15 protein-coding genes are annotated in these 15289 nt (G+C 39.8%); 7 read left to right on the plus strand and 8 right to left on the minus strand.

The window, feature by feature from the left end; translation table 11 throughout:
- Positions 1-447 precede the first annotated feature (447 nt).
- The 4 genes from G0Q07_RS07955 to G0Q07_RS07970 all read left to right on the plus strand — a co-directional run bounded on the left by G0Q07_RS07955 (position 448) and on the right by G0Q07_RS07970 (position 4913).
- Complete coding sequence (locus tag G0Q07_RS07955; protein ID WP_163345584.1) at positions 448-1644, plus strand: esterase; 1197 nt, start codon at positions 448-450, stop codon at positions 1642-1644.
- 124 nt (positions 1645-1768) lie between these two features.
- Positions 1769-2977 carry an esterase gene (locus tag G0Q07_RS07960; RefSeq protein ID WP_163345585.1) on the plus strand — a complete coding sequence of 403 codons (1209 nt, stop codon included), beginning with the start codon at positions 1769-1771 and terminating at the stop codon, positions 2975-2977.
- An 11-nt stretch (positions 2978-2988) separates the two neighbouring features.
- On the plus strand, positions 2989-3363 hold the full coding sequence (locus G0Q07_RS07965; protein WP_163345586.1) for a hypothetical protein: 375 nt from the start codon (positions 2989-2991) through the stop codon (positions 3361-3363).
- Between the two features lie 257 nt (positions 3364-3620).
- A complete protein-coding gene (locus G0Q07_RS07970) occupies positions 3621-4913 on the plus strand; it encodes a serine hydrolase domain-containing protein (RefSeq protein WP_163345587.1) in 1293 nt (430 codons plus the stop codon).
- 75 nt (positions 4914-4988) lie between these two features.
- On the opposite strand, the gene G0Q07_RS07975 is transcribed toward G0Q07_RS07970, so the two are convergent.
- Entirely contained in the window at positions 4989-5435 is a 447-nt protein-coding gene (locus G0Q07_RS07975; protein ID WP_163345588.1) for a Dps family protein, read from the minus strand.
- 106 nt (positions 5436-5541) lie between these two features.
- Here G0Q07_RS07975 and G0Q07_RS07980 point away from each other — a divergent pair, with 106 nt between their 5' ends.
- Entirely contained in the window at positions 5542-6483 is a 942-nt protein-coding gene (locus G0Q07_RS07980; protein WP_163345589.1) for a hydrogen peroxide-inducible genes activator, read from the plus strand.
- 44 nt (positions 6484-6527) lie between these two features.
- Here the strand turns inward: G0Q07_RS07980 and G0Q07_RS07985 are convergent, their stop codons facing one another.
- The 3 genes from G0Q07_RS07985 to pflB form a co-directional block, all read right to left on the minus strand.
- Positions 6528-7313 carry a formate/nitrite transporter family protein gene (locus tag G0Q07_RS07985; protein WP_163345590.1) on the minus strand — a complete coding sequence of 262 codons (786 nt, stop codon included), beginning with the start codon at positions 7311-7313 and terminating at the stop codon, positions 6528-6530.
- 126 nt (positions 7314-7439) lie between these two features.
- Positions 7440-8189, minus strand: coding sequence for a pyruvate formate-lyase-activating protein (gene pflA / locus G0Q07_RS07990; protein ID WP_163345591.1), 750 nt, complete (start codon positions 8187-8189; stop codon positions 7440-7442).
- Between the two features lie 70 nt (positions 8190-8259).
- Positions 8260-10488, minus strand: coding sequence for a formate C-acetyltransferase (gene pflB, locus G0Q07_RS07995; RefSeq protein ID WP_163345592.1), 2229 nt, complete (start codon positions 10486-10488; stop codon positions 8260-8262).
- Positions 10489-10747: 259 nt separating this feature from the next.
- Between pflB and G0Q07_RS08000 the strand changes: the two genes are divergently transcribed.
- Both G0Q07_RS08000 and G0Q07_RS08005 read left to right on the plus strand, forming a co-directional pair.
- Positions 10748-11671 (plus strand): cation diffusion facilitator family transporter, encoded by a 924-nt coding sequence (locus tag G0Q07_RS08000; protein ID WP_163345593.1) that lies wholly within the window; start codon positions 10748-10750, stop codon positions 11669-11671.
- Positions 11672-11796: 125 nt separating this feature from the next.
- The gene (locus tag G0Q07_RS08005) at positions 11797-12012 is read left to right on the plus strand and encodes a hypothetical protein (RefSeq protein WP_163345594.1); all 216 of its coding nucleotides are present in this window, start codon (positions 11797-11799) and stop codon (positions 12010-12012) included.
- Between the two features lie 8 nt (positions 12013-12020).
- On the opposite strand, the gene G0Q07_RS08010 is transcribed toward G0Q07_RS08005, so the two are convergent.
- From G0Q07_RS08010 to G0Q07_RS08025, 4 genes are all read right to left on the minus strand, one after another.
- Positions 12021-12539: a response regulator transcription factor gene (locus tag G0Q07_RS08010; RefSeq protein ID WP_163345595.1), complete on the minus strand. Its 519-nt coding sequence runs from the start codon at positions 12537-12539 to the stop codon at positions 12021-12023.
- A 78-nt stretch (positions 12540-12617) separates the two neighbouring features.
- The gene (locus G0Q07_RS08015) at positions 12618-13277 is read right to left on the minus strand and encodes a hemerythrin domain-containing protein (RefSeq protein WP_163345596.1); all 660 of its coding nucleotides are present in this window, start codon (positions 13275-13277) and stop codon (positions 12618-12620) included.
- A 149-nt stretch (positions 13278-13426) separates the two neighbouring features.
- On the minus strand, positions 13427-14146 hold the full coding sequence (locus G0Q07_RS08020; RefSeq protein WP_163345597.1) for a LytR/AlgR family response regulator transcription factor: 720 nt from the start codon (positions 14144-14146) through the stop codon (positions 13427-13429).
- Positions 14143-15228 carry a sensor histidine kinase gene (locus tag G0Q07_RS08025; protein WP_163345598.1) on the minus strand — a complete coding sequence of 362 codons (1086 nt, stop codon included), beginning with the start codon at positions 15226-15228 and terminating at the stop codon, positions 14143-14145. The genes G0Q07_RS08020 and G0Q07_RS08025 overlap by 4 nt, the downstream gene beginning before the upstream one ends.
- Positions 15229-15289 lie beyond the last annotated feature (61 nt).

Genomic DNA, 15289 nt, shown 5'->3' on the forward strand with positions numbered 1-15289 from the left:
GTAATGAGTTTCCACTTTTGGAATAGACCAGTTCATTCATCTTCGTTTTTTGGTGTTGATTAAGTTGGTGTAAAATTATGTGAAGGAATTGTGTGATGATTACTAAAATGTGTGAGATAGGTGGGCAATTTGTTAGTAGTGAAGTATGAAATGTTAAAATGTGATGTATAAAATGTTCCCAACTGAGGTTTGTAGGAAGGGAGGATTAAGGTGTTGGTGGTTTTGAATGGCACATAACAATCTCTAACAAATAGTTTTCTAGTTGGTATAAGAGTTTGTTTTTCAGTTAGTAAGTGTCTTGTTTTATCGTTGTTCTAAAATTAATCCTAAAATATTTTACTATTTCTTATGTGTCATTCAAACATATTGGCTTAATTGTAGTCAAAATCTCATTTGGTTTAGCAAAATTAGTAATAGATAAGATTAAAATTCAATTAAGATCAAATTATGAAAAGACGATTTATTCTGCTTGTGATGTTCCTTTTATCAACTGGAGTATCATTATTTGCACAACAAGCCCTGTTTGGCGGACAACAAATTGTTTCTCCGGAAATAAATGACGACAACTCAGTAACATTCCGGGTGCTGGCACCACATGCGGAATCGGTGTTAGTAACCGGCGACTTTCTGCCAACCGAAAAAGTTCAATCTCCTATGGGGGAAATGGAAGCACCGGGAAAGGCCGAAATGACACAGGATGAAAAAGGAGTGTGGTCTTTCACATCAGAACCATTGAAGCCCGAATTATACAGTTATTCTTTTGTTATCGATGGTTTTACGACAACTGACCCGACTAATCCTTTCCTGATTCGTGATGTAGCGTCGGTAACCAATATTTTCATTGTTGGAGGAGGCCTTGCCGATCTCTACAAAGTGAACGATGTCTCACACGGATCGGTAACACGTCGCTGGTACGATTCGCCGGGATTGGGAATGGATCGCCGACTGACCATTTATACGCCTCCTGGTTACGAATCTTCTTCTGAAAAATATCCTGTTTTTTACCTGTTACACGGAGCTGGTGGTGACGAGGAAGCCTGGATCGCTCTGGGTAGAACAGCCCAGATTATGGATAATCTGATTGCACAGGGAAAGGCCAAGCCCATGATCATAGTAATGCCAAATGGTAACGTTGTTCAGGATGCGGCGCCGGGAGAAGGCAACGAAGGCTTTTATAAACCACAATTTATGGTTCCCAAAACCATGGACGGCACATACGAAGCCAATTTTATGGACATCGTAAAATTTATAGAAAACAACTACCGTGTTAAAGCCGATAAAGCCAATCGTGCCATTGCCGGACTTTCAATGGGAGGCTTCCACTCGTTCCATATTTCACGTTATTATCCTAACACTTTTGATTATGTGGGCTTATTTTCTGCCGCATTAATGCCTCGTGAAGATGCAACCAACAAAGTTTACGATGACATTGACGGCACGTTAAAAAAACAAATGGATAATGGTTTTAAACTCTACTGGATAGGTATTGGTAAAACCGACTTTCTGTATAATGCAAATAAAGAATACAGGGCAAAGCTTGATAGCATGGGAATGAAATATACTTACATGGAAACCGACGGTGGCCACATTTGGCGAAACTGGCGTATTTACTTGTCGGAATTTGCTCCATTGCTTTTTAAATAACAATTATCTTTACAAACCAGTTGCAACAGCCTGTTAATTAATGGTTTTTGCAATTGTTGCAGCTTTAACGAATGAAGAACCTAACGAAACTGTTTCCAAATTTAAAACCAATAAATATATTCTAATGAACATAAAAAGACTTTTTCTAGCCATCGCAATTTTGGCTTGCTTTTCGATATCGTATGCCCAGGAACTTTCTAATTTTATGGGGCAAGCACCTATCATTTCTCCCGAAATTACTGAAACCGAAGTAACATTTCGCTTTATGGCTCCTAATGCCGACTCGGTAAAAATTACAGGTGGTTTTGCGCCAACTGTAAAAATGACAACTTCATTTGGCGAGATGGACGTGCCCGGGAGTCTCAATCTTACAAAAGATGAAAAGGGACTGTGGTCGATTACCTTGCCTATTCCTGAGCCAGAACTTTATACCTATAATTTTATTGTTGACGGAACAAGTATTAACGATCCGAACAATACTTTTATGCAGCGCGACGGTACACGCTATTTAAGTGTTTTACTGGTTCCCGGTGAACTGACTGAGAATTATTTTGAAGCCGAAAAACGAGGAAATATACATCAGGTTTGGTACGATTCTCCCACTATTGGACTTAACCGTAGAATGTTCGTTTATACTCCGTATGGTTACGAAGCTGGTGACAAAAGTTACCCGGTATTATACTTGTTACACGGTGCCGGAGGCGATGAAGATGCATGGAGTTCGATGGGGCGTACCCGTCAGATTTTGGACAACTTGATTGAAAAAGGACTTGCCGAGCCTATGATTTGTGTAATGCCAAACGGAAATCCGAATCAAAAGGCAGCTATTACCACTCAATTGCCGGTAGCAGAATACGATTACAGAGATCCTGCAAACAGAGACCTCTATGTAAATAGTATTGTGAAAGACATTGTTCCTTATATTGAAAAGAACTATCGTGTGATTTCTGATCCGGCTCACCGTGCCATTGCTGGTCTTTCAATGGGTGGCGGACATACGATCTCTGCAACGTTGATGTATCCGGGGTTTTTCGATTACATCTGCCCGTTGAGTATGGGAATTGGCGGAATGAGATTTGGAGGCAGTGAAGCCGACCAGGAGGAAATGATGAAGAATTATGAGACACAGTTTAAAGCACTTAAAAAAGAAGGTTACAAACTATACTTTTTGGCTTGTGGTGATTCTGATTTTCTTTTTGAATCAGCCAAAACGCTCAATAAAATGCTAACAGATACTGGTTTAGAACACACTTTTTATGTAACTACGGGTGGCCATACCTGGTCGAACTGGCGGATTTACCTGAATACTTTTGCGCCAAAGTTGTTTAAATAAAACCTAAAATTATGAAAAACCTAAAACTGATTCTAGCATCTCTATTTTTTCTCGCCATTACCTTTACAACAATGGCACAGGATACAAAATCTGATTATTTTGTCGGCGACTGGAAAGTAGTTGTGAAAGGTACACCGAGTGGCGATGCCGAAATGGTGATGCATCTGGAGCGATTAGATGGGAAGCTTGTTGGAGAAATGCGCGCGGAAGGAATTGAGGCGTCAAAGTTTAGTCAGGTTTCTGAGAAAGAAACTTCAGTTACTGTGTATTACTCTACAATGGGATACGATATTAATATAAGTTTGGATAAAGTAGATGAAAATAATCTGAAAGGAAGTTTGATTGGCATGTTTGATGCCACCGGAGAAAGAATATTGGAAGAATAAAGAAATTTGTAAATACTTTCCATAAGTGAAACGGATTCCTTGTTAGCTTCCAACTTTACAATATTTTGTGACTAAGTAGAGTTTAAATGAAAGAATGGAATATAGAATTCAGAAAGGAGCTACGGCTTCTTTCTGTTTTTATTACAATAAGTTATTCTTTTTGGTTGATCTAATTTTTATCTTTGGGCTAATAAAAAGAACCGAATAGTTCAGTTAGTTAAAAAGAATCAAAATCATAAACGTATAAATCAAACCAAATGAGGAAGTTAACACTGCTCTTTGTCCTATGTGCTTTTCTGTTGGGCTTTTCCAATGCCCAAACCAGTTCAATTGTAAAATCACACACATTGACCGAGATGCCACCGGAAAGTGCCGGTATTTCCGTTGAACGTTTAGCACGTATCGATAAAATGTGTGAAGAGGAAGTTGCCAAGGGAAATCTTCCGGGAATTGTTTCGCTGGTTGCAAGGAACGGAAAAATCGTTCACTGGAAAGCATACGGAGTTGCCAACCAAGCCGGCGATAAAATGGAACGCGATGCTATTTTCCGTATTGCTTCACAATCAAAAGCGATTACTTCAACAGCCGTAATGATGCTTTGGGAAGAAGGAAAATTTCAGTTGGACGATCCTATTTCGAAATACATTCCGGAGTTCAAAAATCAGCAGGTTCTTACCAATTTTAGATACAGCGATACCACATGGACAGGCGTTCCTGTTAAAAATGAAATTACAATCAGAAATCTGTTGTCGCATACTTCGGGCATTGGTTACGGTGTTATCGACGGCGATGAGCGCTTTCAAATGTTATACAAAAAAGCCGGTGTTACCGATCTGTTTACTACCAAAAATATTACCATTGAAGAAAGTGTGAAAAAGCTGGCAAAAATGCCTTTGCATCACGAACCAGGGACGCAATTTACTTACAGTGAAGGACTCGATGTATTGGGCTATTTTATTGAAATTGTTTCAGGAATGCCCTTCGATAAGTACCTGAAAACACATATTTTCGACCCGCTTGGAATGGAAGACACCTGGTTTTATCAGCCCGAAAAAAATATTGATCGTGTGGTTGAAGTTCAACATATGGTGAATGGCGAATGGCAAAAATACCCGGTAACTTTTTACAATACCGATTATCCGGTAAAAGGTGCCAAAACATTTTTTTCGGGAGGTGCCGGGTTGTCAAGCACCGCGAAAGACTATGCTATATTTCTGCAGATGTACTTGAATGGTGGAGAATATGATGGAGTTCGTTTGTTGAGTCGTACTACAGTAGATCTAATTTTATCGAATCAGATTGGCGAAGTTTGGGGCGACTCTGATACAAAATTCGGGTTGGCCTTCGAACTGTTAACTGAAAAAGGCGAAGACAAAGGAGGATTAGGAAGCGCAGGAACTTTTCGTTGGGGCGGTTATTTTAATACCCAGTATTTTGCCGACCCTGAAGAAAACGTAATCGGTATAATCATGAAACAAACACAAGGTCCGGTTAGCGATGTTACCGGTTGGAAATTTCGCCAGCTGGTATTTCAAACGATTGATGATTAAGAATTGAGACGGAAAAACATATAAAAATGCCTCGCAGTTTTGCGAGGCTTTTTGTTTGGTTTTCTCTTGCATACATTATGCAAGGAATGATTCCAGCATCCAGATTTCTTTTTCAGTATGCCCAATCCAGTCGCTCATTATGGCGGCGGTACCTTCATCGTTATTTTCTCCGGCAACTTCCAGAATTTCGTTAAAGCTTTTCAGAAAATAACGCTGGCTTTTCAAAACACTTTCTACAGCCGGCTTGGCTTTCGAAACATTGGCTACCACATCCAATTTTGCTGTTTTGGTGTAATCCTCGAAAGTATGCAGTGGCTGACCTCCCAGCATTAGAATGCGCTCGGCAATTTCATCTACAACATCAGCTGCCTGGTTATAATACTCTTCAAATCGCGCATGCAATGCAAAGAACAATTGTCCTTTAATGTTCCAGTGCAAACCGCGTAGGTTCTGATAATGAATCTGATAATCTGCCAACAACTGATTTAATTTCTCTACTGTAATTTGATTTTTTGCTTTCATACTATGTGTATTTTAATTAATTAATTTTTCTCTATTCTTTCAACACTTCAAAGGTACTATTAGTGGTATTTATTATATTTATGGAACTATAATAAATGCTTATAATATGAATATTGCACAACTCGAATATTTGAAAGAATTGTATGTATGTGGTTCATTTTCGGTGGCTGCCGATCGGCTGGGAGTAACACAACCCGCATTAAGTTTGCAAATACAGAAACTGGAAGAGGAACTGGAATTTAAATTGATCGACCGCTCAAAGCGGCCATTTCAGTTTACCGAGGAGGGAAAGCTGTTTTACGAAAAGTCGCTGGAGATTTTAAAACAGATTGAGGCGCTGAAACAAATTTCGATTAATATTAGCGAGGAGGTGAGCGGGAATCTGAGAGTAGGAATAATTCCAACACTGGCGCCTTATGTGGTGCCACTTTTTATTCATCAGTTGGAGAAAACTTATCCGGCTTTGCAGCTGGAAATTTATGAGTTTAAAACTGAGGAGATTATAGATAAAATAAAAATGGGCGATATTGATTGCGGCATCATTTCCACACCGATTTCGGCAACAAATATTGCCATAACACCACTATTTTACGAACGTTTTTTTGCTTATTTGTCTGAAGAGCATCGTTTATTCGATCAGAACTCCATCGATATAAAATCTGTTAAAGAGGGCGATATTTGGTATCTGGAAGAGGGGAATTGTTTTCAGAATCAGGTGAATTCGATTTGTCAGTTGAATCCGCAAAAGAAAAATAAACAACAATTGGTATATCACAGTAACTCCATCGAATCGTTACGGCGTATTGTTGAATACAAAAGTGGCTTGACTTTTATTCCTGAGTTGGCCACCATAAATATTCCGGCAGATCAGGAAGAGCTGATAAAAGAAATCGTGCCGAATCAGCCGGTTCGCGAAATTAGCCTGATAACAGCCAAGCGTTTTGCCAAAGAGCGGCAGGTAAATGCTTTGAAGGAAGTAATAAAAAGCAGTATTCCGGTCCGCATGCTTCAACAACCTAAAGACGGAATTGTAGATACTCTTTTGTAATTAGTAGTGATGCCCTCTCGCTGAGTGAGGGCATAGCTAATCATTTAGTTCTCTTTGGCATACGCATACCAATACAATGTTCCTACAAAAAAGCCGCCTCCAACAATATTTCCAAGCGTTGCCGGAATCAGGTTTTTTACTATAAATGTTGCCCAGGTAATATCAGCTCCTTCAAAAATTGCCAGCGGGATAAAAAACATGTTGGCAATACTGTGCTCAAAACCCATGGTAACAAAGGCCATAACCGGCCACCAGATGCCTAAAATCTTTCCGCTGGTGTGTTGTGCCGACATACCCATCCAAAGCGCCAAACAAACCAGCCAGTTGGCACCGATACCTTTTAAAAAGGTGGTGAAAAACGGATTAGAAGTTTTCCCAACCGCAATCTTCTCAACGGTATTAATCCAGGGCTCAACATTTACCAAATGCGTGAGGTGAACCAGAAAATAAGCAACAAACACAGCCCCAATCAAATTGCCCAGATAAACCAATGACCAGTTACGAAGCGGAGCTGTCCAGCGTTGTTTGCCCCCCAATACATTAGGCATAAAATAGGCGTTGTTGCCGGTAAAAAGTTCTGCTCCGGCCATCACAACTATCATCAGCCCAACAGGGAACATGGCTCCCATAAGAAACTTCGGAATTCCCGGGTTCTCAGCACCTATTCCCGGAACTCCGCCACCAACCAAAATGGCCAGCAAACCACCAAAAGCAATGTAAGCACCGGCTAAAAATGCCAGTGTCAATATTTTTTTTGCTGAATAACTGTCTTTTGCAATGGCCAGTTTCCCGGCCTCGTTAATGATTTCTTTAGGTAAATATAAACTCATTGTACTTTCTTTATGATACTAGATACTGGATGCTGGATTCTTGATACCAGATGCTCGATATTTGAAACTTATCAATCAATAGTTGCATCGCTTTTGCCTTTTTACTTTAACCTTTTGCCTTCCTCATTATTTCACAATTACCGCTTTAAAATGCGGTTTCAGCATTTCAAAAGCACGGTCGATCTGTTCGGGAGTGTTCTCGCTAACATCCTTAAATTGATAGTCCATTCCCAATGACTCCCATTTGTAAATGCCCAGCTTGTGATAGGGGAGTATTTCAAATTTTTCCAGGTATTTATTTCCGGAGAAAGTTTCAATCAACCAACTTAACGATTCATCGCTGTCGGTGTAATCAGGAACCAGCACATAACGCAGCCAGTATGGTTTTTTACTTTGCTCGCGAAGTTGAATATTCTCCAACAATCGACCAAGTCCTTTTGCGCCTGTAATCGATTTGAATCCCTCCTCTGTTGTGGCTTTAACATCAAACATTACCAGGTCGGCCAGTTCCGAAATCAGATGTTTGGCTTCCGGTGTTCGGATCAATCCATTGGTATCAATATTTGTGTGAATACCTTCCGTCTTTAATGCTTCAAAAAAGGGAATAAGCGCCTTGCTTTGCAACATAGGTTCTCCGCCCGAAACGGTAACTCCGCCATCATCGCCAAAGTAAGTTTTCATATTTATGGCACGTTTTATCAGGCTCTCGATTTCGGTTACAGTTCCGCCTTTTAAGGCAATGGTATCTGCATTCTGACAGTATTTACACTGTAGGTTGCAGCCCTGTAGAAACACGACCAAACGAATTCCCGGGCCATCGTGTGTACCAAACGATTCGATGGAATGGACGATTAAATTATTTTTAGTTGGAGACATACTATTTAACACAAAAACATGCCAACCAGTTTAAACCGGTCGGCATGCTTGTGTAGTATTTAATGAATAATTACATTGTTTCGTGGAACGAACGCGTAAGTACTTCCTGCTGCTGTTCGCGTGTTAAACGAACAAAATTTACAGCGTAGCCCGATACCCGAATTGTTAACTGCGGGTGGTCTTCAGGATGCTCCATGGCATGAAGCAGCGTGTCGCGGTCGAGCACATTTACGTTTAAGTGCTGTGCATTGCAACCGAAATAACCATCGAGTGTACGAACCAGGTTTTCAATACGCATTTCAGGAGTTGCTCCCAACGATTTTGGAACAACAGAAAGTGTATTTGAAATACCGTCTTTCGAATCTTTATAATCGATTTTGGCCACCGAGTTCAGCGACGCAATTACCCCGTGTGTATCGCGTCCGTGCATCGGATTGGCTCCGGGTGCAAAAGCAACTCCTTTGGCACGTCCGTCGGGAGTAGCTCCGGTTTTCTTTCCGTAAACCACATTCGAAGTAATCGTTAATACCGACATGGTTGGCATAGCATTTTTGTACACCGGAAGTTTTTCCAGCTCCATGTTAAAATGCTCCACTACATCACGTGCAATGTGGTCAACACGGTCGTCGTCGTTACCATATTTCGGGAAATCGCCTTCGATCTGGAAATCAACAGTCAGGCCGTTTTCATCGCGAATCGGTTTTACTTTGGCGTGTTTAATAGCCGAAAGCGAATCGGCAACAATCGATAATCCTGCAATACCGTAAGCGATATTAATTTTCGGATTGGTATCGATAAGTGCCATTTGAGCTTTTTCGTAGTAATATTTGTCGTGCATAAAGTGGATGATGTTCATCGCCTCGTTATACACACGCGCCACTTCTTTCATGGCTATTTTGAAGTTGTCGATTACTTTGGCGTAATCCAGGTATTCCTCTTCAATGAATGGAATTCCATCAACCATTTGTGTTCCTGTGTTTTCGCAGCGTCCGCTGTTAATTGCCAAAAGCAGTGTTTTTGCCAGGTTGGTACGTGCACCAAAAAACTGGATGTGTTTTCCCAATTCCTGCATCGATACACAACATGCAATTCCGTAGTCGTCGCAGTTTGAGCTGGTACGCATCAAATCATCATTTTCGTACTGAATTGATGAGGTTTCGATAGATACTTTGGCGCAATAATCTTTAAACCCTTTTGGCAGGTTTTTCGACCAAAGAATAGTAATATTTGGCTCAGGCGATGGCCCCAGATTGTAAAGTGTATTCAGGAAACGGAACGATGTTTTGGTTACTTTGCTTCGTCCGTCGATAAGCAAACCACCAATACTTTCGGTTACCCAGGTTGGGTCGCCGGCGAAGATCTGGTCGTATGCTTCCATGCGAAGGTGACGAACCATACGCAGTTTCATAACAAACTGGTCGATGTATTCCTGTGCATCGCTTTCGGTAATTTTGCCGTCTTGAATATCCTTTTCGATAAAAATATCGAGGAAAGACGAAACACTACCTAACGACATAGCAGCACCGTCTTGTTCTTTAACCGCAGCAAGGTAAGCCATGTAAGTCCACTGAACGGCTTCCTGTCCATTTTGTGCCGGGCGCGAAAGATCTAAACCGTAAATTTTACCCATTTCGATCATGTCGCTCAAAGCGCGGAGTTGCTCCGATACTTCTTCACGCAAACGAATGGTAGCATCAGTCATCGGACCGGTGATCTTTTGCAGGTCCTCTTTTTTCCCTTCAATCAAACGGTTGATACCGTATAATGCTACCCGGCGGTAGTCGCCAATAATACGCCCGCGGGCATAATTATCGGGTAACCCGGTAAGAAATCCCAGCGAGCGGAATTTCCTGATCTCGTCGGTGTAAGCATCAAAAACACCATCGTTGTGGGTTTTGGTGTATTTGCTAAAACTCTCGTGAACGACAGGATTGGGTTTTAAGCCGTGTTCTGATAAAGCTTTTTTTACAACGTTGTAACCTCCGTAAGGTTTCATGGCACGTTTTAGCAATTTGTCGGTTTGTAAGCCAACAATTACTTCGCTTTCCTTGTCGATGAAACCGGCATCAAAAGCCGTCATCCCCGAAACTATATTTACATCCACATCGCGTAAACCATTGTTCTGGCGCTCTTCTTTAAGGGCATCTTTACAAATGTCCCATAATTTGCTGGTGCGTGCTGTCGGGCCTTCCAGAAATTTGTGATCGCCGGTGTACGGGGTGATATTTAAAGTTACAAAATCTTTCACTTCAATGGCTTTGCACCATCGTCCTGTTTTGAAAGTGTTTTCTAAATCCATAAACTTTTACCTTTTTCTAAAATAAACTCTTACTAAACCAATTTGTTCGCAAAAGTACTGCTAAAAAACTTCTTGTAATATCCCTATTAATGGGGATTTTGCTTTCTTGTTAATGTCTTAAACTTTACCTAAAATTCAGGTAATATTGCAACTGGTTTAAATTTTTTTCTTTTGAACTGGACCAGGAAATATTCACCGAATAGTAGTTGAGGTTAAACTATAATCCCTCATATTTGTATTTATTGAAAACTGATTAGAAATGGCAGATCATCATCACGATCATGGGCATCATCACCATCATCATCACGAAGTAAGTGGGAAAAAATTACTGTGGGTAACGGTTTTAAATCTTTCCATTACAGTGGTGCAGGTAATTGGTGGAATTATCTCGAATAGCTTGTCGTTACTGTCTGATGCACTGCATAATCTGGGCGATTCGTCGGCTATTTTTATTGCTTTTTTGGCGGGTAAACGAAGCCGCAGACCTTCGGATGAACAAAAGACTTTTGGTTATAAACGTGTTGAAATTCTGGCCGCGCTTTTTAACGGAGTGGTACTGATTGGAATTTGTTTGTACCTGTTTTTTGAAGCCTACGAACGTTTTGTAAATCCGGAACCCATAAAAGGAAAAATCATGTTTATTGTGGCCACATTTGGTTTGCTAGCCAACCTGATCTCGGTAGTTGTATTGAATAAAGACAAAGGACACAATTTAAATGTTCGGGCTGCTTATTTACATTTGTTAGGTGATACATTTTCGTCGGTAGCTGTGATTGTTGGAGGTATTGCCATCTGGAAATTTGAGGTTTTCTGGATCGATCCGCTAATTACCGTTTTGGTTGGGGTGTATATTATCTATCATACCTGGGGTGTAGTAAAAGAGACGGTGGATATTTTAATGCAGTCTACGCCACACAATATCGATCTTGGAAGCATAAAGAAAGAAGTTGAAAAAATTCAGGAGATCGATAATATTCATCATATTCATGTTTGGAAACTGGATGACAGGCAGATTCACCTCGAGGCACACATTAATATGAAAGACAATATCAGTATGTTGGAAATGATGGAGGTTCGAGCAAAAGCCGAAAAATTACTTCATGATAAATTTAGCATTGAACACATAACACTGCAGGCCGGCTACCATTGTTGCGATAAAAGCGCTGAGCTGCTGGCTCATTAAGACTTAATTGTCTTTATTCATTATTTTTTGCGAGATCAAACGATTCAAAATCCCTAGTTTACGCGATTGTCATCCCGGTAAAAAACGCCCAACTTTACACTTGTAATTTTATAACAACATGATTTATGATTTTTGCATTTATCTCTTCATTAACAGTTAATTCATCGCAAAACGAATTGGCATCAACGGTGTTTATCGATTTCTCATTCTACCTCATCATTGCCGGGGTGATCGGTTGGGGATTGTTCCGAAAAGAAAAAGGGAAATACCTGAGCAAAACATTGGTTTCTTTAATGATTGTGGCGCCGTTGTTATTTCTTCTTTTAAGACTGGGAAAATAGTGTGGTAGTTATTCCGTAAAACCATCAACATCGATGAGGCCATTAGCCACAGCATAAATAACCAATGCGGCTGTAGATTTCACGCCAATTTTATTACTAATGTTTTTGCGATGCGAAATAACGGTGTGAATACTGATAAACAGTTGTTCAGCTATTTCCTTATTCGATTTTCCGGTTGCCAGCAACTTTAGTACATCAATTTCCCGTTCACTTAATGTGTTGTCAATGTCGTTTGTTGAGGTAGGCGCTGCATTAAAATGCTTCGAGATAATTTGTGTTATGGTTTCGTGCCGGTCGGTAATAAAAATATTATCAGCAAAATTATCAGAAAGATTTCGGTCGTAATGATTCGATATTAAACCGATTACGTTGGATTTATTGTATAAGGTAAGTATGTTATTCAGGCTTTTTTTCGAATTGTTTAGGGTGACCGGATTAACGATTACAATTTTAAAAAGATCGCTTTGCCCAAACTTTAAGGCCTCTTCAAGCGTTTCGGCATATGACAGTTCTATGCTGTCTTTCATCCTTTGAAGAATGGCAGCAATTCCCTCGCGGATAATTACGGAAGGTTCTATAATTAGTATTTTACAGCGCGTTTCCAATTAGTTGAGACCTTGTTTTTCAAATTGTTCCACCTGTGGAATTAAAATCTCATTTTCAATTTTTGAATGTGTTTGCAGATCCGCATCTAAATCGAAAAGCGCAAATAATATTTTACGTCTTAGTTTATTGTCTGCCTTTTGCGGAAGATGCTCGATCAAAAGTTTTTTTACATCATCGAGTTTTTCCTGAATATCATCGTGATGTTCGCGGTAATCAATAACCGAATAATTTTCTGCCGCATTATCATCTATCAGGTTTAAAATGTAGGGAAAAACCGTATTGTTTTCGTAATCAAAATGTTGGTCAACTTCATTTTTATAATCGTTGAAAAACCTTTCAACCAGCTGCATCTCCGGTTTCTGACTGTATTCGCTCATGAGGTGAATGTTCTGTATAATCTCCGGAAAAACCTCATCGGAGTAATAGGTATGCGATTTCATCAGGTAATTCACGATCTGCTTAATTTCCTGTGCGTTAAAAGTCAAATCATGATGGAAAGAGCTGTCGATGTTAAGGTTGGCCACCATTAAAAATACCTTGGGGCTAATTTCGTAATCCCGACAGATATCTTCAACCGTTTTTTCGCGAACTCCAAGCTTTATTCCAAACCGCTCAAGCACAAGAATTAACTGCGGATGGTTGAAAAGCAGCTTCGACATTTTTATGGTTTTCTGAATTTGTTCCTGCATTGATCCTCCGGATAGATATTTGAGGACAAAATTATAATTTTTATTTAGACGGAATCAAAATAAGTGACAAATAGGTGGTTTTGAGTGAGGAAAATTAAAGAATGAGTAAGGCGTTAATCCTAAAGGAAGTTGTTTTTTACAAAATGATTAAAAGCTTCTTTGTACTGATCGCTTACCGGAATATAAACTTTGCCGAAAACAATTCGGCTGCGTTCTATGGTATCAATTTTTTCGAGGTTAACAATAAATGAGCGGTGAACTCGCATAAATTTGGCCTCTGGAAGTTTGGCTTCGAGTGCCTTTAACGAGCTGAGTGACATGATTGGCTTTGCCTGGTTGAGAAGAAAAACTTTAACGTAGTCTTTTAATCCCTCAATATAAATAATGTCGTTAAAGTTGATACGGCGGATTTTATATTCCGATTTTAGAAACAGAAATTCTTGGTTGGAATCTACTTCGTCGCCTTTTTTATCGGCTCGCTCGTAAGCGATTTGTTTTTTTGCTTTTTCTGTTGCTGTGTAGAATTCTTCGTAGCTGAATGGTTTTAACAGATAGTCGATAGCGTCGAGTTTAAAACCCTGCAAAGCATATTTTTCGTAAGCCGTTGTAAAAATAATTTTGGGTTTGTTGGTCAGAATTCGCGTAAACTCCAATCCATTTAAATCGGGCATTTCAATGTCAAGAAAAATTAGATCTACTTCATTTTGGTCGAGAAATTCCATCGCATCAATCGGATTATCGAAAGCGCCTGCCAGTTCCAATATTGGTGTTTTATTTACGTAAGAAGTTACCAATTGAAGTGCAAGAGGTTCGTCGTCGATGGCAATGGTACGTATCATTTGGCTGTGTCTATTTCAAGTTTTACACTAAAAATCTCAGGTGTAGAATCAATATTCAAATCGTATTTCCCAGCAAACAACAAGTTGAGTCGTTTCTTTACATTTTCGAGGCCGATACCCGAGTGGTTTTCATCCCGCTTTTCAGCTTTTTCTTTGGCTACACTGTTTTCGCACGAGAAAAATACTTTGTTGTCCGACGTTTTCATTTTTACTTTTATAAAAGATTTCTCGCGGTAGCTAATACCGTGTTTAAAGGCGTTTTCGATAAACGGAATAAACAGCAGTGGCGGTATTTTTAGGTCGTTCTGCTTGCTCGGAAGATCGATTTGAATATCTACTTTTTGCGATACACGCAACTGCATCAAATCGATATAGTTGCGCATAAATTCAATTTCGTCCGACAGTTTGGTTACGCCATGTTCCGACTCGTACAAAAGGTAGCGCATCAGTTTAGATAGTTTCAGAATGGAAGCCTGTGCATCGTCGGTATTAATGGCCACCATTGAATAAATGTTGTTCAGTGTATTAAAAAAGAAATGCGGACTTACCTGGTTTTTCAGGAATGCCAGTTCTGAGTTCAGCTTTTCCTTCTCCAGTTCCTTTTGTCGTTTCTCGCTGGCTGTATATTGCTCAATGGCTCGCAAACCAATTGAAAAGCCAACAATTACGATTGAGAGTAAACTGTAGCCATAAATTTGCATTAGTTTGAAAGGAGGTCGCTGAAAACGTGACTCACGTGTTTCTTCCTGAATTTCTTCTACAATTCTTCGGTCGCGATCGGGGCGATGATAAAGGTGGTTAGAATAATCGAGAATAAAATAAAAGCAAATTACGACCACTATTGCCAGCAGAAGGAATAATGCCTTTTTATTGTTCATATAAAACTTTGGAACCAGCCAGAAATAATTGATGTAAAAAATAACTCCAATTATAGATGCATTGATATAAAAACCCCAGGCAATAAAATTGTTATTTCCTGAATACCGGCTTATAATAATTTGTGGTAAAATAATTAAGACGAGCCACACCAGCAGGTGCATAATTATTGGTAGAGTGTTTCTTCTTGCCCGAAGTTTTTCCATTTCAATTGGTTTTGAACAAAGTTAAAATTAAAACCAAAATTCACGACAGAATCGTGAATTT

It is taken from the genome of Draconibacterium halophilum, assembly GCF_010448835.1.
GTDB lineage: Bacteria > Bacteroidota > Bacteroidia > Bacteroidales > Prolixibacteraceae > Draconibacterium > Draconibacterium halophilum.